This is a genomic window from Leptotrichia sp. OH3620_COT-345 (assembly GCF_003932895.1).
In the GTDB taxonomy this organism is placed as follows: domain Bacteria; phylum Fusobacteriota; class Fusobacteriia; order Fusobacteriales; family Leptotrichiaceae; genus Pseudoleptotrichia.
The window spans coordinates 73,815-92,771 of the sequence record NZ_RQYW01000003.1; the positions used below are offsets into that span (position 1 = coordinate 73,815).

17 protein-coding genes are annotated in these 18,957 nt (G+C 30.7%); 1 reads left to right on the forward strand and 16 read right to left on the reverse strand.

The window, feature by feature from the left end:
- Positions 1-147: 147 nt before the first annotated feature.
- Entirely contained in the window at positions 148-1,041 is an 894-nt protein-coding gene (gene era, locus EII29_RS02700) for a GTPase Era (RefSeq protein WP_125236012.1), read from the reverse strand.
- A gap of 570 nt (positions 1,042-1,611) precedes the next feature.
- Here era and gltS point away from each other — a divergent pair.
- Positions 1,612-2,853, forward strand: coding sequence for a sodium/glutamate symporter (gene gltS / locus EII29_RS02705; RefSeq protein WP_233573233.1), 1,242 nt, complete (start codon positions 1,612-1,614; stop codon positions 2,851-2,853).
- Positions 2,854-3,220: 367 nt separating this feature from the next.
- Here the strand turns inward: gltS and EII29_RS02710 are convergent, their stop codons facing one another.
- From EII29_RS02710 to EII29_RS02780, 15 genes are all read right to left on the reverse strand, one after another.
- Positions 3,221-4,210, reverse strand: a complete 990-nt coding sequence (locus EII29_RS02710; RefSeq protein ID WP_125236013.1) for a lipoate--protein ligase — start codon at positions 4,208-4,210, stop codon at positions 3,221-3,223.
- Positions 4,211-4,231: 21 nt separating this feature from the next.
- Positions 4,232-5,974: a dihydrolipoyl dehydrogenase gene (gene lpdA / locus EII29_RS02715; protein ID WP_125236014.1), complete on the reverse strand. Its 1,743-nt coding sequence runs from the start codon at positions 5,972-5,974 to the stop codon at positions 4,232-4,234.
- 20 nt (positions 5,975-5,994) lie between these two features.
- A complete protein-coding gene (locus EII29_RS02720) occupies positions 5,995-7,029 on the reverse strand; it encodes a dihydrolipoamide acetyltransferase (protein WP_125236015.1) in 1,035 nt (344 codons plus the stop codon).
- A 14-nt stretch (positions 7,030-7,043) separates the two neighbouring features.
- Positions 7,044-8,042 (reverse strand): alpha-ketoacid dehydrogenase subunit beta, encoded by a 999-nt coding sequence (locus EII29_RS02725; RefSeq protein WP_125236016.1) that lies wholly within the window; start codon positions 8,040-8,042, stop codon positions 7,044-7,046.
- A gap of 82 nt (positions 8,043-8,124) precedes the next feature.
- Positions 8,125-9,090, reverse strand: a complete 966-nt coding sequence (locus EII29_RS02730; protein WP_125236017.1) for a thiamine pyrophosphate-dependent dehydrogenase E1 component subunit alpha — start codon at positions 9,088-9,090, stop codon at positions 8,125-8,127.
- 622 nt (positions 9,091-9,712) lie between these two features.
- Positions 9,713-9,982: a 30S ribosomal protein S16 gene (gene rpsP / locus EII29_RS02735; RefSeq protein WP_125236018.1), complete on the reverse strand. Its 270-nt coding sequence runs from the start codon at positions 9,980-9,982 to the stop codon at positions 9,713-9,715.
- Between the two features lie 269 nt (positions 9,983-10,251).
- The gene (locus EII29_RS02740; protein ID WP_125236019.1) at positions 10,252-10,764 is read right to left on the reverse strand and encodes a hypothetical protein; all 513 of its coding nucleotides are present in this window, start codon (positions 10,762-10,764) and stop codon (positions 10,252-10,254) included.
- A 70-nt stretch (positions 10,765-10,834) separates the two neighbouring features.
- Positions 10,835-11,341 carry a flavodoxin family protein gene (locus tag EII29_RS02745; protein WP_125236020.1) on the reverse strand — a complete coding sequence of 169 codons (507 nt, stop codon included), beginning with the start codon at positions 11,339-11,341 and terminating at the stop codon, positions 10,835-10,837.
- On the reverse strand, positions 11,341-12,588 hold the full coding sequence (locus tag EII29_RS02750; protein ID WP_125236021.1) for a coproporphyrinogen-III oxidase family protein: 1,248 nt from the start codon (positions 12,586-12,588) through the stop codon (positions 11,341-11,343). Before EII29_RS02750 ends, EII29_RS02745 begins: the two co-directional genes overlap by 1 nt.
- 44 nt (positions 12,589-12,632) lie before the next feature.
- Positions 12,633-13,439 (reverse strand): HugZ family heme oxygenase, encoded by an 807-nt coding sequence (locus EII29_RS02755; RefSeq protein WP_125236022.1) that lies wholly within the window; start codon positions 13,437-13,439, stop codon positions 12,633-12,635.
- Between the two features lie 44 nt (positions 13,440-13,483).
- Positions 13,484-14,230: a TonB family protein gene (locus EII29_RS02760; protein WP_125236023.1), complete on the reverse strand. Its 747-nt coding sequence runs from the start codon at positions 14,228-14,230 to the stop codon at positions 13,484-13,486.
- Between the two features lie 36 nt (positions 14,231-14,266).
- Positions 14,267-15,148, reverse strand: a complete 882-nt coding sequence (locus EII29_RS02765) for an ABC transporter substrate-binding protein (RefSeq protein ID WP_125236024.1) — start codon at positions 15,146-15,148, stop codon at positions 14,267-14,269.
- Positions 15,149-15,176: 28 nt separating this feature from the next.
- Positions 15,177-15,962, reverse strand: a complete 786-nt coding sequence (locus EII29_RS02770) for an ABC transporter ATP-binding protein (protein WP_125236025.1) — start codon at positions 15,960-15,962, stop codon at positions 15,177-15,179.
- A 2-nt stretch (positions 15,963-15,964) separates the two neighbouring features.
- Positions 15,965-16,963 (reverse strand): iron ABC transporter permease, encoded by a 999-nt coding sequence (locus tag EII29_RS02775; protein WP_125236026.1) that lies wholly within the window; start codon positions 16,961-16,963, stop codon positions 15,965-15,967.
- Positions 16,953-18,926 (reverse strand): TonB-dependent receptor, encoded by a 1,974-nt coding sequence (locus EII29_RS02780; RefSeq protein ID WP_125236027.1) that lies wholly within the window; start codon positions 18,924-18,926, stop codon positions 16,953-16,955. Before EII29_RS02780 ends, EII29_RS02775 begins: the two co-directional genes overlap by 11 nt.
- Positions 18,927-18,957: the final 31 nt, after the last annotated feature.

Sequence of the window (18,957 nt, forward strand, 5' to 3'; positions counted from 1 at the left end):
GAAAATTAAATTATTTATTTATAAATTTAAAAATATGTATTACTTTATATAATATAAAAAGAGATTATTTCAAAATTTTTCAAAAAATTCCACTAAAACCTCTTTTTTCAATTACTTTTATTCATCTATTAGTTTATCTAAATATATTTATTTTTTATTTTTTACTTTGTAGCCCATTTCATTAAGAAATTGTTTATTTTTTCTCCACTTTTTCTTTACTTTTACCCATAACTTCAAATTTACTTTTAATTCTATAAGTGCCTCTATTTCATGTCTTGCTTCTATTCCTATTTTTTTAAGCATCAATCCTTCTTTTCCTATTATTATGCCTTTCTGGCTTTCCCTTTCCACATATATATTAACGTCATATTTTCTTATATTCTTCTTTGTTTCTACATTTATTATTTCCACTGCTACACTGTGAGGAATTTCATCTTTTGTATTATGAAGTATTTTTTCCCTTACTGTTTCCACTACAATTTTATTTACAGGTAAATCCGTGTAATAATCTTCAGGATAAAACCAGACATCATTTGATAGGTATCCTTCCGCCACTTCAAAAATTTTATGTATGCCTATGGAATATTCAGCAGTTAAAGTTATTATATCTGAAAACTCTCCCAACTTCTCTTTTATTTCATCTATTTTTTCTTTAATCTGTTCATCATTCATTTTATCAATTTTATTTATAACGGCTATTACAGGGGAGGTACTTTCTCTTATATGCTCATTTACAAAAATATCTCCGGTGGATATTTCTTTTGTTCCGTCAAGCATAAATATTATTAAATCTGTATTATTTAAAGTTTCCAAAGCTATATCCGTCATATGTTCTCCTAACAGATGCTTCGGTTTATGTATTCCGGGAGTATCTACAAAAATATACTGATTTTCTCCTATATTTACAATTCCTTTTATTTGATCTCTTGTTGTTCCTGCCTTATCCGATACAATAGCTACTTTTTCTTTTACAAGTTTATTCATCAGTGTAGATTTTCCTACATTCGGTCTTCCTACTATTGATATAAATCCTGATTTCATATTTTCCTCCTGTTTTTTTCACTGTATTTAATTATATCACAGATAGAATTACTTTTATACAAAATTTTAACAATATCTCTCTTTTCCTAAAAAATCAAGAATATCCTTGTTTTTTGGATGTTTAAATTTAAACGCTTTTGGTAAGCGCTTAAATACAAATTATCTTTTATATATCGGTACTCTGATATTTAATCCAATATGAAAGGCATATTTTAAGAGAAAGGGCAGCATTTAAATATATCTATATGTTAATGTTTAATTCCCATAAATCAATTTACTTTGATATTATTAAAACTAATAATATTGGATTATATACTTTTCTTTCCTGATTGACGATGTTTTTTAAAAAGCATTTATACAGCTAAAAATAATTTTTCTATGATTATTATATATTATCAAATCAAAAAGTTTCTATCTCTTACAATATTGAAAAAATTCCTAAATATTTATTATTCCATATTTCTTCTTAAATTTAATAATATTAAACAGTTTATTTTTATATAACATTCAATTTCCTTGAAAAGTTCAAAGATATATAGTATAATTTAAAAATATGTTTACAAAAAGGGTGTGATAATTATAACTATAATTAAACTTGATATGATACAAGCCATAGGATTGGCGGTTATTCTCTTAACAATAGGAAAAAAATTAAGAAATAAAGTCTATTTCTTTGAAAAATACTGTATTCCATCTCCTGTTATAGGAGGTATGATTTTTTCATTGTTCTCTTTCGGAATGAAACAACTTAATATTGTAACTATTCAGTTTGATACTACCTTACAGATATTTTTTATGATAATGTTTTTTACAAGTGTCGGTTTTAACGCAAGTATTAAAGTTCTAAAAAAAGGAGGAAAAAAAGTTTTTATATTTCTAATTATTGCTGCAATATTATGTATTTCGCAAAATCTGGTTGCTGTCCTACTTTCAAAATTTGTAGGCCTGCATCCTCTTCTAGCTATGATGACAGGATCTACACCTATGACAGGAGGACATGGAACTTCAGCTGCAATTGCTCCTTCAATTGAAAAGCTTGGAATAAAAGGAGCTCAGACGGTTGCCATTGCCTCAGCTACCTACGGACTGCTTGTAGGTTCAATGTTAGGAGGTCCTATTGCAAATAGGCTTATAATGAAATACAAATTGCTTCCTGAATCTGAATTGTCGAAAAAATCTGAAAAAAAAGAAAATATAGATAAAAATATTGATGAAACTCTTATAAAAAAACTTCAACCGGTTCTTGATGGAGAAAAATTTTCCCGTGCTTTTTTCCAGATATTAATTGCAATGGGGATAGGTTCCTATCTATCCTTATTAATAAATCATTTGCTACCTAAAATGCACTTTCCTGTATATATAGGTCCTATGATCATTGCTGCCATAATAAGAAATATTTCAGATAATACGGATTTAATCAACTCTCCTATTAAAGAAATAAGCATTTTGGAAGATGTGGCACTAAATTTATTTTTAGCAATGGCATTAATGTCTTTAAAATTATGGGAACTCATAGATCTTGCGGGACCAATGTTGATTCTGTTACTTGCTCAAACAATCCTCATTTATCTCTACCTTAATTTTGTTACTTTCAAAGTAATGGGGTCCGATTACGATGCGGCAGTAATAGTTTCAGGTCATTGCGGTTTTGGTCTCGGAGCTACTCCTAACGGGATTTCCAATATGAAATCAGTCTGTGAGAAATATAAATATTCAAAAATAGCATTTTTTGTTATTCCTATTGTCGGTGCATTATTTATTGATTTTGTAAATGTAAGTATTATTACAACATTTATAAGCTTTTTTAAATAAAAAAATTTATATTCTTAACTCTATACAGTTATAACTTTAACTAGAATTATGATTAAAGACATTATAATGAAGTTAGTAATCTTTATATTCCAAATACTCTGAGTCTGTTATAAATTAACCATAACTTAAAATTAAAAATACGGCACTTAATTATGCCGTATTTTTTTATTTTTCATTATAACTTGTTTCACCGATTTCCTCACATATTTATTACTTTTACACTTATTAATAATTATTGAATATCACTTAATAAACTCTAAAGATACTTGAATTATATTTTATTATTTTATAAAATCGGAAAAAGTATGAACCTACAACTTTGAAAAATATGTATTTATTATTAAATATTGTTTTTAATTTATAATAATTATTCAACTATAGCTTCTACTATTTCATCAAGCGAAAATCCCGCAAAATATTCTTTTATATCAATATCCTTAAGTTTTCCTTTTATATCCTCTGTTGTATACTTCGTATCTATAAGTTTTTCTTCAATTTCAGTTAAATCCTTAACTCCAAAAAAATCACCGTAAAATTTTATATTTTTTATTTTAGAATTTACAACATTGGCAAAAATTTGAATTTTCCCATAAGGAAATCTCTTACCTCTTGTTATATTGTATTCGGGAGATTCTCCGTAAACCCAATCCCAACTACTATGTTTTTCCAGAGAATTTTTTTTAATTATGGCCAGTTCTTCCTCATTGAATTTATATTCTTTAATTTCAGGATAATGTTTTTTCATATATTCCATGAGTTTGTCTGCAAATTCTTTGATCGTAATTTTTTCTTTTAAATGAGGTAATATGTTTGTAACTCTGCTTCTAACTGATTTTACTCCCTTAGATTCTATTTTATCTTTTGAGACTTTCAGAGCTTCTCCAAGTACACTTAAATCAACATTGAAAAGTAAACACCCATGATGCATCACTCTTCCTTTTATATATGCCTGGGCATTACCGCAAAACTTCTGTCCATCTATTTCCAAATCATTTCTTCCGGTAAATTCAGCTTTTACGCCTAACTCTTTTAATGTTTCAATTACAGGTATAGAAAATTCCTTGAAGTTAAATTCTTCCCCTTTATTAGTATTGGAAATAATTGTATAGTTCAGATTATTTAAATCATGATACACGGCTCCGCCTCCGGAAATTCTCCTCACTACATGAATTCCATTCTTTTTTGTATATTCGGAATTTATTTCTTCAATAGTGTTCTGGTACTTTCCCACAACGATTGTAGGCTCATTTATCCAAAGTATAAAAATCTGATCATATTCTTTTAAATTTTTAAAGCAATATTCTTCCAATGCTATATTATAAGCGGGATTATTTGAATTATTAACAACATATATCATTATTTTCAGACCCTTTCATTATTATTTCTTTTTAGGCAAATGTACAGCTTCTCCCAGAGTATCGGCACATGCTTCAAACAATGCTTCTGAATATGTAGGATGTCCGTGTATTGTCTTTATTACTTCATCTACAGTAATTTCCATTGCCATTAAAGATGAAGCTTCGTTTATAATTTCAGCAGCACATTGACCTACAATGTGAACACCTAATATTTCTCCATATTTTTTATCCGCAATTACTTTGACAAATCCTGTAGTATCTCCTGAAGCCAACGCTCTTCCGTTTCCAACAAAAGCAAACTTACCTACATTTATGTCATATTTTTCTTTTGCCTGTTCTTCAGTCAATCCGACCATTCCTACTTCAGGAATTGTATAAATTGCTGACGGAGTTGTTTCAAGTTTTATTTCTCTGTGATTTCCAAGTATTGCATTTTCAGCTGCAACTTCTCCCATTCTAAATGCGGCATGAGCCAACATTTTTATTCCGTTTATATCTCCCGGAGCATATATTCCTTTTACACTTGTTTCCATAAATTTATCAACTTTAATTTTTCCACGTTCCATTTCAAGTTCAATTTCACCTACTGCTTCCAAATCAGGAACTCTTCCTATGGAAAGCAATGCTTTTTCAGCCACTATATCTTCTTTTCCTTCAACTTTAACAACTAATTTGTCTCCCTGATCGACAATTTCATTTATTTTTGAAGATGTCAATATTTTCATTCCTTTTTTTTCTAAAGCTTTTCTTAGAGTTTCAGAAGCTTCCCTATCTACTCCGGGAACTATTCTATCCATCATTTCCACTACTGTCACTTTACTTCCAAATGAAAGGTATACCTGACCCAGTTCTATTCCTACAACTCCTCCTCCAATTACTACAAGGGACTTTGGAATTTCCTTTAAATCAAGAATATCATCACTTGTAAGAACTTTTTTACTTTCTATCCCCGGTACATTTACCGTTCCTACTTTTGAACCTCCTGCAAGGATTATTTTATCAGTTCTCAATACTTTTTCGCCATTTATTACTACATCTTTATCTTTATTGATTTTTCCTATTCCTTTAAATATTTTTATTTCATTACTTTTAAGTAGACCCTGTACTCCATTTGTCAAAGTTTTAACAATTTCATTTTTCAGATTTACCACTTTCGGCATATCTATTTTGAAGTTTTCATTTTCAAGAATTATACCTCTTTTTGCGGATATTTCTATCCCTTCTATTATTTCAGCATTTTTTAAAAATGTTTTTGTAGGTATACATCCTCTGTTCAGACATGTTCCTCCAAGCTCACTTTTTTCAACAACTGCTACTTTTCCTCCCAATTGTGCCGCTCTTATTGCTGCGACATATCCTGCAGGTCCTCCTCCGATTACTACAATGTCAAATTCATCTTCACCTTTCTGTGCTGCAACTTTCGGTTTTTCTTCTATCTCCGCTTTTGCTTCAGTCTGTACGGATTCTGATTTTTCAACTGAAGGAGTACTTTCTTCTGCATTTGTATCTTCAGGTATTGCTTCCCCTTCTGCTCCTATATATCCGATAATTTGTGTAACAGGAACCGTTTCACCTTCATTTTTCAATATTTTGATTAAATATCCCGATTCTTCCGCTTCCAGTTCCATACTTGTCTTATCTGTCATAATTTCAAGTAATATTTCTCCGGCTTCAACTTTTTCACCTTCTTTTTTGTTCCACTTTATTATTTGCCCTTCCGTCATATCTATACCGGCCTTAGGCATTATAATTTCCGTTGCCATTCAACTCACTTCCTTTTCGTTTATACTAACATTGATATAGGATTTTCTAATAATTGTTTCAGTTCTTGCATAAATTTTGCTCCTGCAAGTCCATCTATTACTCTATGGTCTACCGTCAGACTAAGTGTCATAATCGGTCTTATAACCACTTCTCCGTTTACAGCAACAGGTTTGTCTACTGTGGCCGCTACTCCTAATATTGCCGAATTCGGCTGATTTATAATAGGATTGAAATTTTCCACGCCGTACATTCCTAGATTACTTATAGTAAATGTACTTCCTGATTGCTCAGCAGGAGAAAGTTTCATTTCCAGCGCTTTGGATACTATTTCTTTTGACTTTATAACCAGTTCGCTCAAAGTCATTTTATCGGCATCTTTTATTACAGGTACTAAAAGACCGTCATCCAACCCTACCGCTATTGCCAGATTTACATAGTTATGAAAAATAATCCGGCTTCCGTCTTCTGAAAGACTTGAATTTACATATTTATATTTCATAAGCGTTTTTACTGCTGCAAACGATATTATATCGGTAATTGTAACTTTTTTCCCTGTTTTCTCTAATATTGTTCCTAAAATTTTTTCTCTCAGGGATTTTACCTCAGACATATCTACTTCGTAATTTAATGTAAATGTAGGAGCAGTAAAATAACTTTCCGACATCCTTTTTGAAATTACTTTTCTCATAGGTGACATAGGTATCATTTCTATATCACTTTCATTGACCTGTTTCTCTTCTACAGTCTTAGGTATCTCATGTCTTATAAGTTCTTCTTTTTCTTTCGGTTTTGCAATTAATTTCAGTATATCATCTCTCATTATTTTCCCATTGTGACCGCTACCTGTTACATTATTCAAATCTATTTTATATTCTTCGGCTATTTTAGCTGCCAGAGGTGATATCTGAATTCTTTTTTCATAATTAAAAGTTTCAACATCCTCTTTATGGACTCTGCCTTTCGCTCCGCTTCCCTGTATCTTAAAAAGGTCTATTCCAAATCTTCTTGCAGCTTCTCTTGCAGCGGGCGTGGCTCTTAATTTATCATTTTCCATATTTTCACCTTCTATTATTGTTTATTCATTACTTTATAAATTGTGTTCTTTATTTTTTCCACATTTGGCAATAAAGCTGTTTCAAGCGTGTGGTTATAAGGGACAGGAACATCTTCAGCCGCCAGTCTTACAATCGGACTGTCAAGAAAATCAAATGCATCACTTTCTGAAATCATTGCAGATATTTCTCCAATAAATCCGTTTGTCTTATGTGCATCATTAACTAAAATTACTCTTCCTGTCTTTTTCACAGAATTCAATATCAATTCTTTATCTAAAGGTATAAGAGTTCTTGGATCGACAACTTCGACGCTTATTCCGTCTTTTTCCACTTCTTCAGCCGCTTTCATAACTCTTTCCAGCATTCTTCCATATGTAACTATAGTTATATCACTTCCTTCTTTTTTTATTTCCCCTTTTCCTAAAGGAATAATAAAATCAGGATCCAAAGGCACTTCCCCTTTCATATTATACTGAGCTTTATACTCGAGAAATATTACAGGATTATTATCTCTTATTGATGCTTTCAATAGTCCTTTTACATCTGCCGGAGTTCCCGGTGCTACAACTTTTAATCCGGGAATGTGACAGAACCATGATTCCAGTGACTGAGAATGCTGTGCTGCCGAACCTACCCCCGATCCCGCCGCACATCTGAAAGTTACAGGTACCTGTCCTTTTCCTCCGAACATATACCTTGTTTTTGCAGCCTGATTTACTATATTATCCATCATATATACTATAAAGTCCATAAATGTCACATCAACAATAGGTCTTAATCCTGTCATTGCAGCCCCTATGGCAGTTCCCGATATTGCCGATTCAGAAATAGGAGTATCTCTTATTCTTTCAGGTCCAAATTCTTCAAGCATACCTACCGATGTTCCGAAATCTCCTCCGAATATTCCTACATCTTCTCCCATTAGAAATACATTCTCATCTCTTCTCATTTCTTCGGACATTGCTGCTATTATCGCTTCTTTTACATTCATTAATTTTGTTTTATCACTCATTTTTACGTTTTCCTCCCACGTGATTTCTAAAATATACTTTTATCCACTTATCCGTTCTAATACTTAATTTATCAACATAATCCTAATCGGCGAAAATATCTTCATATGCAGATTCTATCGTAGGCTCAGGACTATTTTTAGCAAATTCCACTGATTCTTCTATTTTTTTCTTTGAAATTTCATCCATTTTTTCCAATTCTTCCTCAGTAGCTATTTTATTTTCAATTAAATAATTTTTGAATTTTATATTAGGATCCTTTTTCTTCCACTCATCAACTTCTTCTTTTGTTCTATATTTCCCGGGATCTGAGCTTGAATGTCCGAACCATCTGTAAGTTATACTTTCCACTAATACCGGACCTTTTCCTTCTCTTACATATTTTACAGCTTTTTCAAATGTTTCATAAACTGCAAGAACATCATTTCCGTCTTCTATGAAATAACCGGGTATTCCGTAAGAACCTGCCCTTTCATATATATGTTCTATATTCATTACCTTGTTTATTGATGTACTTATTCCATATCCGTTATTAATGGAATAAAAAATAACCGGAACTTTCCATACTGAAGCCAGATTTAACGCTTCATGAAAGCTCCCTTCATTTGTGGCTCCGTCTCCAAAAAAACAGACAACAATTTTACCCGTATTTTTCACTTTTTGAGTATATGCCGCACCGACTGCTATTCCGTGTCCTCCTCCGACAATTCCGTTTGCCCCCAGATTTCCATTTTCAAGATCGGCAATGTGCATTGATCCGCCTTTTCCTTTACAAGTCCCTGTAGCTTTTCCCATTATTTCAGCCATCATACCGTTCAAATCTATACCTTTTCCTATTACCTGAGCATGTCCTCTATGATTGGAAGTAATAATGTCATCAGGATTTAAAGCTGCTAAAGCTCCTATATTCGCAGCTTCTTCACCTACAGACAAATGTGTCATACCAGGCACCATACCTCTTTTTACAAGCTGATTTACTTTTAAATCAAAATTTCTTGCATCAAGCATTAATTCGTACATATTCAACAATCTATTTTTAGAAAGTTTCATTCTTTTCCTCCGTATGTTTTTTATTAAATTTAAAAATATTTTACTTAAATCATTTTAAATATTGGAATTTATTTTCATATTCAAAATATTTGCTATTAAAATATTTTACTATACAACAATTCTATCATATATTTTTAATTAAAACAATAGTTTTCCCTTGTGAAAATAAGAATTTTCTCATATAAAAAATACCGAAATTTCAATAATAAAGCTATCGTGTTTTACTCCATAATTATTTTGTTATTTTCAATTTTTTTTTATTTTTTCAGTTTCCTGAAATCTAGTTTCTACTTCCTGATTAAGTTTTTATGGTTCTAATTCTAAAATCAACTTTCTACAAATTTTTTGTTTATTTTTCTTTATATCTTTAATTTTCTATTCTTCAAAATAAAGAATTTTATTATTTCTGACAAATTAAATACTTTATTCTTTTTTAATTTTTTTATATCAATTTAATTATTTTTATTTTTCTTGTATTTTATTTTACATTTATATTTATGAAATTTATTTTATTTAAATTTTTTAGATAAAAATTTTTAACAATTTTATCCCTAAAAAATACAAATTAGGGATATTAAAAAGGAAAAGGCACAGTATATTTTTATAAAGTGCCTTTTTATATTTATTTCTTTTTAGTTGCCTGAAATTTTTCCCAAATTCCCGCTTTAGTTAAAATGCTTTTCACAGTTTCTGTAGGCTGAGCACCGTTAGATAAAAATCTCAATATTTCTTCCTCTTTTAATACAACCTGTTTATCATCTTGTGCCAACGGATTGTAAGTTCCAAGATATGCTATTGCTTTACCATCTCTTTGTGTCAATGCTTCCATTGCAGCTATTCTATAGAAAGGAACCTTTTTTCTACCCAATCTTGTTAATCTTAATTTAACCATTTTAAATTTTACCTCCAAATTCTATTTTTGCATATTGATTATATTCTATCAAATTTTCTTCAATAATTATATAAAATTTTGATATTGTTGTCAAGTATTTTTTCTTTACAATTTTAAAAATCTCATAAATCCAATAAAAAATCAAAATACAAACATATAAATTATTAATACATCATAAATAAATAATAAAATTTTTATAGAAATATTAAAATGACTATAAACAATAGAATTTAAAATGATTTCTCCACACTTTAAAAATTAGAACATATTTATTCTTTATTTGCTTTTTCTAATATTTCAATTATATTCAATTTTTCATCAAGTATAACAATCTTTTTGAGCTTCCTGTCAAATCCAAAATACATTTTTTTATGTGTTTCTCCTTTAAGATCAAGAAAATTCTCTACATAAAATACTCCTTTTCTACTGTCAGGATATATTTTATAAGTTTCTATGTGAGTTTTTATTTCCTGTTCCATTTCACTTTTATTTTCCGGAAGCACATCATTCATATATTTTATTTTTTTTCTCGAATGACAGAAACATTCGGTATAGGCCAAAGGAAACCATTGTTTCAAATAGCTTGTATTTTTCTCTTCTATAATCTGAAAATTATATTTACCTTCATCATCAAATAAAACTTCCTCTTCCGACTCTGGAACTTTAGTACTGAACCATGTTATATTTTTATATTTTTCTGATGTCCCGTTATCCGGAGTAAATTTCTCAGCATATACTGTCATTCCTATCATTAAAATTATTAGTAAAATTGACTTTTTCATAAAAAAACTCCTTACAGAAATTTTTAATCACTGTCTTTAATTATATTTCCGAAATCTTCTTTTTTAATTTTTAAAATCCTTTAAAAATTTTCTTTGCATTTTCACAGTCATTTTCATCAGGATGTTTTGCAGCTTCAGCCCAACGTCTTTCATTTTCAGGTGTAGAGGCATGATGTCCTGACATCCCGATTTTTCTGAATTTATCCAAAAGCTTAGGATCTATAGCTCCTCGACATATAAATTCCCGCTCGACTTTATTGCCATTTTTTTCCAAAAATTCCTTTACTTTTTCCATACATTTTTTTGCATGTTCAGATTCAGGCTCGGCTCCCAATGTACCAAATGCTCCTACAGTTTTATTTTTTACTTTTTCCATAATTTTCTTTATTCTTTCGTCAGCATCACCTTTATCTACCCAGTATCCGAATATTATTTTATCATATTTCTCAAGTTTGTCAATGTTTATTATATCCTTTACATCTGCTATTTTTTTTTCACCGCTTATAACTTCATATATTGCTTCAGCAATTTTCCGTGTATTTCCTGTCAGTGTCGAATATATTACTAATGTACTCATTACTTACCTCCCAGACATAATTTTATTATTTCACTGTCTATATTGTTTCCCCAAAATATTCCGTTAGGAGTTATTTCATAATGTTCATCATACAGCTTTAAATATTTTTTCTCTTCGTAAATCTTAAATAATTCATATATTTTTTTAAATACCTCTTCAGAAATATATTTTTTAATATCTGAAAAATAAACTTTCGGATATTGGAACAGTCCGCTTAATATTTTCAACTTTCTTTCTTCTTCACTGCTCATCATAAAAAACTGTCTTTCATAATTCATTCTGAACATATCTATATTATCCAGTTTTCCTCCGGCACCTATTCCTATCGGAAGTAAATCATAGCCTGCATTCAGATGTTTTATATATTTATATTTATCTCTATTTTTTCTTACAATTTTCGTATATTCAAGTATTTCATATTCGCCTGTTGAAAGAAGATATTCCATAAATGCATCGTGAAGTTTTTTATCAGTTTCCAACTTGTAATTCAACTGTAATGTATTGTCACTTATATCTTTCGACATTTTTGAACCTTCCTGAATCATCAAAGAATAAAAACTCGCGCTGTCTATTTTCAACTCTGCAATAATAGCCGCATCTTCAGTCACTTCTTCTACTGTTTGTTCAGGGTAATTATAAATTATATCTATACATACAAGTCCGTTAAATATTTCCTTTAATTTTCTCAGCCTTTTTACAGTTTCTTCTTTTCCATATGTCCTGTTTAAGGTATCTCTTCCTTTCGGAGAAAATGACTGAATACCTATACTTAGTCTATTTACTCCATTTTCCTGTAAAATCTCTATTTTTTTCGATGTTAAATTATGTAATGTTGTTTCAAAAGTAAATTCATAATTGTCAGTAAACCTGAAATTTTTTCTTATAGATTTAAATATTTTTTCAAGCTGGTGTTCTCGCAATATCGTCGGAGTCCCTCCGCCAAAAAACAGTACATCCAGTTTTTTACTTTGCATATAGTTTGTTTTACCGTATTTTTCAAATTCTCCAATCAGAAAAGCTGTATAATCTTCCAAATCATTATCCAACTGTTTCCTGTTTAGATTACAGAAAGAGCATATTTTATCACAATAAGGAATATGAACATACATTCCTCCTATTTCTTCTTTTGCTTTTTTTGACAGTATTTTTTCCACCTCTTCAGATGAAACGGGTCTTTTCATTCTTCCAAAATGCTGTCCTATAATATTTCCGACATCATGGTGTGATTTAAGACGTTCATTAAACATACTTCTCTCCTTATAATATTTCACTTCTGAGTAAGTTCGATTCACTATTTATATCCGTGAGGATTCCCATGATCGCCATGTTCCCCTTCATAGTCATGAGTTCTCATAAGCTGTGTTACATCTCCGTTTTCATTTATATCATAAGCTTTTCCAATCCCTTTAACATATCTTCCTTTTATAAATTTTAATTTTACTAAGTAAAAATCTTTCATTGTACGTGTCATTTTCATCATATTGTTATTTTTTTGGAATTCGTCCATAACTTCTTCAAATTGTGCATTTCTTTCAAGAAATTCAGCTTTGGCAGTATATCTTACTCGTGTTCTTACTGAAATTTCTTTTGTCTTTACTTCATCTTCAATGAACAAAACTTCCAACTTACCGTTATTTTTAAGATTATCAAAATGATCTCCCGTTGTACTTATAAATATATAGTTGTCTCCTCTAAATCTTAAAAACGGTGCATAAGTGACATTAGGTTCGCCCTCGGAAGTAACTGTTCCCAGTATAACTGATCTAAATTCCCTTACAAAATCACTTATTTCTATTTTAAATTCTTCTTCTTTAAGATGATTTTTATCTTTATATTTTTCAGGAGCGGGAATTCCCAGCTCTTTCCTTGCTATTTTAGCCATTTTTACCATTTCCATATGCATATCTTTTAATTCTGTTCTTTTCGTAAACTTTACTTTCACATCTTCGCTTCCATTTACACGAAGTATCATTTCTTCTTCATTTACATCTATAAGTTTTGCTTCATATACATCATTTCTTTTATTAAAATACTGTACATACAATGCCAATACTTCGTTATGATCCTCGTTCATATGATTTAAAATTCTATCTTTCATCTCATCTCCCAATTTTTTTATTTAATATTAACATTTTTCTGTTTCTATCTCGATTTGAATCTGAACGGTTTCGTAACAGTACACTTTAAAGTTTCAGGATTTTTTATTTTTACTCTTATTTTTTCTGCAGCTTTTTTAGCTTCAGACTGGAATACTCCCTCTCCTCCTGAAGCACCGATAACTGAAACTGAACCATTTCCATTAAAATTAATCCTTACATTTACTATAACGGTCTTTTTTATTCCGAGTCGTTCAGCTGCCATAGGATACTGTAAATCAGGATTATACGTTACTGTATAATCTATATTTTCACGACATACATTTCCTCCTGGCTCTTTTTTTATATTCTGATTTTGTTTATTTTGTCCAGTTTTTCGCTCTGAGGAAATACTTTCAGTTTTTGAAGAAGCATCTTTCCCCGAGTCTGTATTTAGAACCGGTACTGATTGACTGTTTAACGGTTCCGCCTTTGTAAATTTGTTTTCATCTGCTTTTACTTTGTTTTCCGAATTTAAAGTTTTTATTTCAGTATCTTTTTTTTCCTGAAAAACAGATTTTTCTATACTTTTTTCACCTTTATATTTTTCAGGATTTTTTTTTATTTCCTGCCTTTTCTCAATCTTCTCACTTTCTTCCGTTTTTCCCTCTTTAATTTTTTCAAATGTACTGTTTTCAAGATTTATGATTATAATTGGTACATTATCCTGTTTAATGTTATTTATCACAGGTACAGCAATAGGTATAAACAAAAGTGCAGCATTTAAAGCTGCTGAAATAATATAAAATTTCATATTGTACCTCTATCTTAAAATACACCTCTTTCATACTTAATTTTTATTTGTTTTTTCATAAACTTCAATAATGTGATCTATTGTTCTCGGAGATCCTCTCAAAACCTGATTAGAATCCAATACAATAAACTTTTTATTTTTTATTGCATCAATATCTTTAATTTGAGGGTTTGCCTGTATTATTTCTTCAGGATTTTTCAGCAAAGTCAGAACTACATCCGGATTTTCCTTTATTAAATATTCAGAGGTTAAAATCGGACTGTTTCCCGGCATATTATCAGCTATATTTTTTATATTCAGCAGCTTCATAATATCATCCGGTAAAGTACCTTTTCCAAATAATCTCATTGGTGATGATGAAATAATAAAAACTCCTTTCTGTTCTTTTGTTTCAATTTTTTTTATATTTTCAAGTTTTTCTTTTTTCTCTGCAATTATTTTTTCAGCTTCCTTTTCTTTTCCAAGCATTTTTGCAATTTCCTGAAAATTTTTAAATATTTCATCTATTGTATTTGCTCCCACTTTTTTTACTTCTATATTATTATTTTTTAAAGTATTCTGTATAGATTCAGGCACATGAAATGCTGAAACTATTACTAAATCAGGCTTTAATGAAAGTATTTTTTCTATTGACGGCCTTGAAAATGTCCCTATACTTTCAAGTTTTTCCGTTTTATCTTCAGGCCATATTTTTGATTGCTGAAGTTTTGCAATTCCTACTATTTTATCTTGTGAATCAAGCATATACATCATTTCAATTACCGCCGGATCCAAAATTACTATTCTTTCATATTTCAAATGTTTTTCGGAACTGTCTTTATCTGAATTTTCTTTTTTTGAACATGACATAATCCCTATTAAAAAAATTAAAAGAAAAATAATTCTTTTCATTACTTTTCGGTTTTTAATAAATTTCATAATAAATTTCTCCTTTACTATATCCGTTTTATATTTTGTCAGGTATCACATAGGGATAACCGTTATGCTCTATTATTTTACAACCAAATCCGTATATTTCCTGAAAAATTTCAGGTCTGAAAAGTTCTTTTGGGGTTCCTTTGTACATAATTTTTCCTTTCTTTAAGAAAATAAGATTATCACAATACAGTGCTGCCAAATTCAAATCATGAAGTACCATTACTGCCGTTATATTTTCTTTTTTTACAAACTGTGAAGTAATTTTCATTATTTCAAGAGCATAATTCATATCAAGGGCGGATGTCGGTTCGTCTAAAAGTATAATTTTCGTATTCTGAACTAATGCTCTTGCTAACAGAACTCTCTGAAATTCACCTCCTGAAAGGGAAAAAGCATTTCTTTTCCTGAATTTTTCGAGATCAAGCTTTTTTATAACTTCAGTAACTTTTTCATCATCTTCCTTTTCAAATCCTGACCATTTATTTTTTATATAAGGCACTCTTCCCATATAAACCACTTCTTCCACTGTAAGAGGCATTGAAAGTGATGACTTTTGAGGCACAAAACTTAACAGTTTTGAGAGTTCTGATTGATTGTAATCCTTCAGTTTCTTATTTTCAATTTTTATAATCCCTTCATGAGAAGGAAGATATTTTAATATTATTTTTAAAAGAGTGGATTTCCCACAACCGTTAGGTCCTAAAATTCCTGTAAATTTTCCTTTTTTGATATTTAGATTTATATCACTTAAAAGTTTTTCCTCATTACTGTTATAACTGAATTCAACATTTTCCATAAAAATATCCGCTATCATTTCTACCCCACCTTTTTCTTTTTCATTGCAAGGTATAGAAAAAAAGGTGCTCCAAAAAATGCCGTTACTACTCCTATAGGTACTTCAACCGGACTTAAAAGTGTCCGACCTATTGTATCACAAACAAGTAAAAATATTCCTCCGCCTAATGTAGCAAGAGGTATAAGTTTAGTATTACTGCTGCTTTTTGTCAGAAGCCTTACAGTATGCGGAGCTATCAGCCCCACAAATCCTATCATTCCCGTAAAGGCTACCGAAAATCCTATTATAAATGAAGAAACTATAAGCATATTCTTTTTCAGTTTTCCAATATCAGCCCCCAGAGAATGAGCTTCCTCGTCTCCACTCAACAGCAAATCCAAATCGTATCTCTTTAGATAAAAATATATGACGGATAATCCGAGCGGAAACAATAAAATAAATACTTTTGTCCACGATGCATTACCTATATATCCCATCATCCAAGCTATTATTTTGAAGGAATCCTGTCCGATAAGATACATACTAAACGAAGTAAATGCTCCCAGAAAGGAAGATACCGCAATCCCTATAATCAGCAAGGATGCTATATCCGTCCTCGTTTTCTGGTTTGACAGTCTGAATATTATTAATGCCACTATTACCGATGCAATAAATCCCAATATTCCATACATTATATCAGGCATCCCCAACATAAAAGCTATCACGGCTCCAAATGTAGCACTTGCAGATATTCCGATTATATACGGATCTGCCAGAGGATTTTGAAATACTGTCTGAACAACTGTTCCTGAACAGGAAAGCAGCATTCCTATTAATATTGCCATTATTATTCTTGGAAGTCTTACATTAAGTATTATCGTCCTCAATGATTCATCTTCTATTTTCCTATTCAATAAAATATTTACCGCATCTTTAAAAGAAACTTTTATATCTCCCAGATATAAAGCCATAAATATGAATATAAGCAGGAAGATTAACAGTCCTGCATATATTTTCTTCATATTTATATTAGAATTCATAATTTACTCCTAAATAATATTGTCTTTCTCCGGCCGGTTTATAGGCATCTCCATTTTTAAATGTATAATATTTCTTACCAAATACATTTTTTACTCCTGCATCAATTCCCCAGCCGCTTTCGTGTCTGTAGTTAACTCCCAGATCAGTTGTTGAGTAACCTTTTATCTTACTATTTCCATTATCTACCTGACCTGACAGATAATTTACGTCTGCTTTTAATGCCAATCCTGAAATAATGTCATAAGCTACCCCTAATGTTGCTTTTGTTGAAGGAACATAAGCTATTTTCTGTCCTTTATTTTTTCCCTTAGTTATTTTAGCATCTACATATGAAACTGATTCGTTTATTCTCAATTTTCCTAAGTATTGCTCTGCAAACAGTTCAAATCCTTTTCTTTGAGTTTCATCAAGGTTTCTGTATTCCCAAGCTACTCCATGTCCTCCCGGTCCCCAGATTATGGATATTTCATCTTTAGTTCTTGTATAGAATCCTGTCAGACTTATAAATGAGTTAAATATCATATCTTTAACTCCTATTTCATAAGTATCATAAGTTTCAGGCTTAACTCCGTTTAAACTATACCCTTTCAGTCTGTCTTTATTTGTCAGTTCTGTAGGACTTGGTGATCTGAATCCTCTTTCATATTTAGCATATACATTTCCCGTATCCGAATATTTAAAATTCAGCGATGCTTCATATGCATTATTTGTTTCTTTGGAATTTGATATTAACGTATTTTTTCCATCCGTTCTGTGTATCTTATATTTTGCAGCCTCATATCTGTAACCCAATGTTCCTTCCAGTCTGTCTGTAAGTGCATGTCTTCCAAGTAGGAAAGCCGAATTTGTTTCTTTGGACAGATTTATCAATGTATCTGACAGTGTTCTTGTTCTTCCTCTTAATGTCAGAAAATTTGTAGAACGTCTTAACATTTTATTGTTTATATATTCATATCCGAATACAAGATTTCCCTTTCCATAATCAAAATTTCCTTTTAAATTAACTCCGTTTTTTCTGTCTTGGAAAATCCCCTTATTAGTAATTCCTCTTCCATAATCCTGATCATATTCTCTTCTCATTTTTTGATTATATCCTAAAATTGTAAATTCAAGATTATCAACAGGTTTTATATTATATTCAAGAGTGTATTCTTTTTTTACGGCATTTGTAGAATTTGGATTTTCACCTGCCTGTCTTCTGTTACGGTTCATTTCTTCCAGTGTCAATGCACTTGTAGTTTTACCTTCTTCATCATATCTTGTAGCTTTAAATCTTAATTTATGTTTTTCATTTTGAAGAGTAAATCCTCCATTTATAAATTCATTTGAGTTTTCATCTTTTTCTCTATATCCTTTTCCGTTAATATTTTCATATCCGAAATCTATAGAAAAGTTTTCATTAAATTTTATTCCTGTTCTTGCTCCGCCTTTATTTGTATTATAAGAACTTCCCTGATAATAAATTTTCCCATGTGCTCCGTCTTTGCTTATTTTTTTTGTGATTATATTTACCACCCCTCCTGCAGTTCCATTTCCATACAGGACAGATCCTCCTCCGGGAATAATTTCTATTCTTTCAATATCCTCAACCGATACTGAATTAATAGGTACAAGACCATGAGATAAATCCAATAAATTCATGGAAACTCCGTCTACAAGGATTTTTACACGTCCTGAAGCTTTTTCCGCTCCCTGTCCCCTTATATCTACGATCTGACCGAACCCCGGATTTACAAAATTAATTCCCGGTGCTCTTCTCAACATATCTTCCACTGAATTATATCCTTTGTCCTTAATGTCCTGCCTTGTAATAACCGTAATATTTTTTATTTGCTTTTCGACATTTTCGCTAAATCCTGTAGCAGTTACTACACTTTCCTCCATTCTTCCTTCGTATTCCATTTCGGCGTGCAATACACCTGCCACTGCCAGTAGGCTTAAAATACCGATTTTTTTCAACATAATCTGTACGTATGCCGGATTAATATACTTT

What these genes read in the sequence shown, in the direction of transcription:
- era (WP_125236012.1), bottom strand. Translation starts at nt 1,041, where the DNA reads ATGAAATCAGGATTTATATCAATAGTAGGAAGACCGAATGTAGGAAAA.
- EII29_RS02710 (WP_125236013.1), bottom strand. Translation starts at nt 4,210, where the DNA reads ATGATATATGTTGTTAATAATTCAAATAATCCCGCTTATAATATAGCA.
- lpdA (WP_125236014.1), bottom strand. Translation starts at nt 5,974, where the DNA reads ATGGCAACGGAAATTATAATGCCTAAGGCCGGTATAGATATGACGGAA.
- EII29_RS02720 (WP_125236015.1), bottom strand. Translation starts at nt 7,029, where the DNA reads ATGGAAAATGATAAATTAAGAGCCACGCCCGCTGCAAGAGAAGCTGCA.
- EII29_RS02725 (WP_125236016.1), bottom strand. Translation starts at nt 8,042, where the DNA reads ATGAGTGATAAAACAAAATTAATGAATGTAAAAGAAGCGATAATAGCA.
- EII29_RS02730 (WP_125236017.1), bottom strand. Translation starts at nt 9,090, where the DNA reads ATGAAACTTTCTAAAAATAGATTGTTGAATATGTACGAATTAATGCTT.
- rpsP (WP_125236018.1), bottom strand. Translation starts at nt 9,982, where the DNA reads ATGGTTAAATTAAGATTAACAAGATTGGGTAGAAAAAAGGTTCCTTTC.
- EII29_RS02740 (WP_125236019.1), bottom strand. Translation starts at nt 10,764, where the DNA reads ATGAAAAAGTCAATTTTACTAATAATTTTAATGATAGGAATGACAGTA.
- EII29_RS02745 (WP_125236020.1), bottom strand. Translation starts at nt 11,341, where the DNA reads ATGAGTACATTAGTAATATATTCGACACTGACAGGAAATACACGGAAA.
- EII29_RS02750 (WP_125236021.1), bottom strand. Translation starts at nt 12,588, where the DNA reads ATGTTTAATGAACGTCTTAAATCACACCATGATGTCGGAAATATTATA.
- EII29_RS02755 (WP_125236022.1), bottom strand. Translation starts at nt 13,439, where the DNA reads ATGAAAGATAGAATTTTAAATCATATGAACGAGGATCATAACGAAGTA.
- EII29_RS02760 (WP_125236023.1), bottom strand. Translation starts at nt 14,230, where the DNA reads ATGAAATTTTATATTATTTCAGCAGCTTTAAATGCTGCACTTTTGTTT.
- EII29_RS02765 (WP_125236024.1), bottom strand. Translation starts at nt 15,148, where the DNA reads ATGAAATTTATTAAAAACCGAAAAGTAATGAAAAGAATTATTTTTCTT.
- EII29_RS02770 (WP_125236025.1), bottom strand. Translation starts at nt 15,962, where the DNA reads ATGATAGCGGATATTTTTATGGAAAATGTTGAATTCAGTTATAACAGT.
- EII29_RS02775 (WP_125236026.1), bottom strand. Translation starts at nt 16,963, where the DNA reads ATGAATTCTAATATAAATATGAAGAAAATATATGCAGGACTGTTAATC.
- EII29_RS02780 (WP_125236027.1), bottom strand. Translation starts at nt 18,926, where the DNA reads ATGTTGAAAAAAATCGGTATTTTAAGCCTACTGGCAGTGGCAGGTGTA.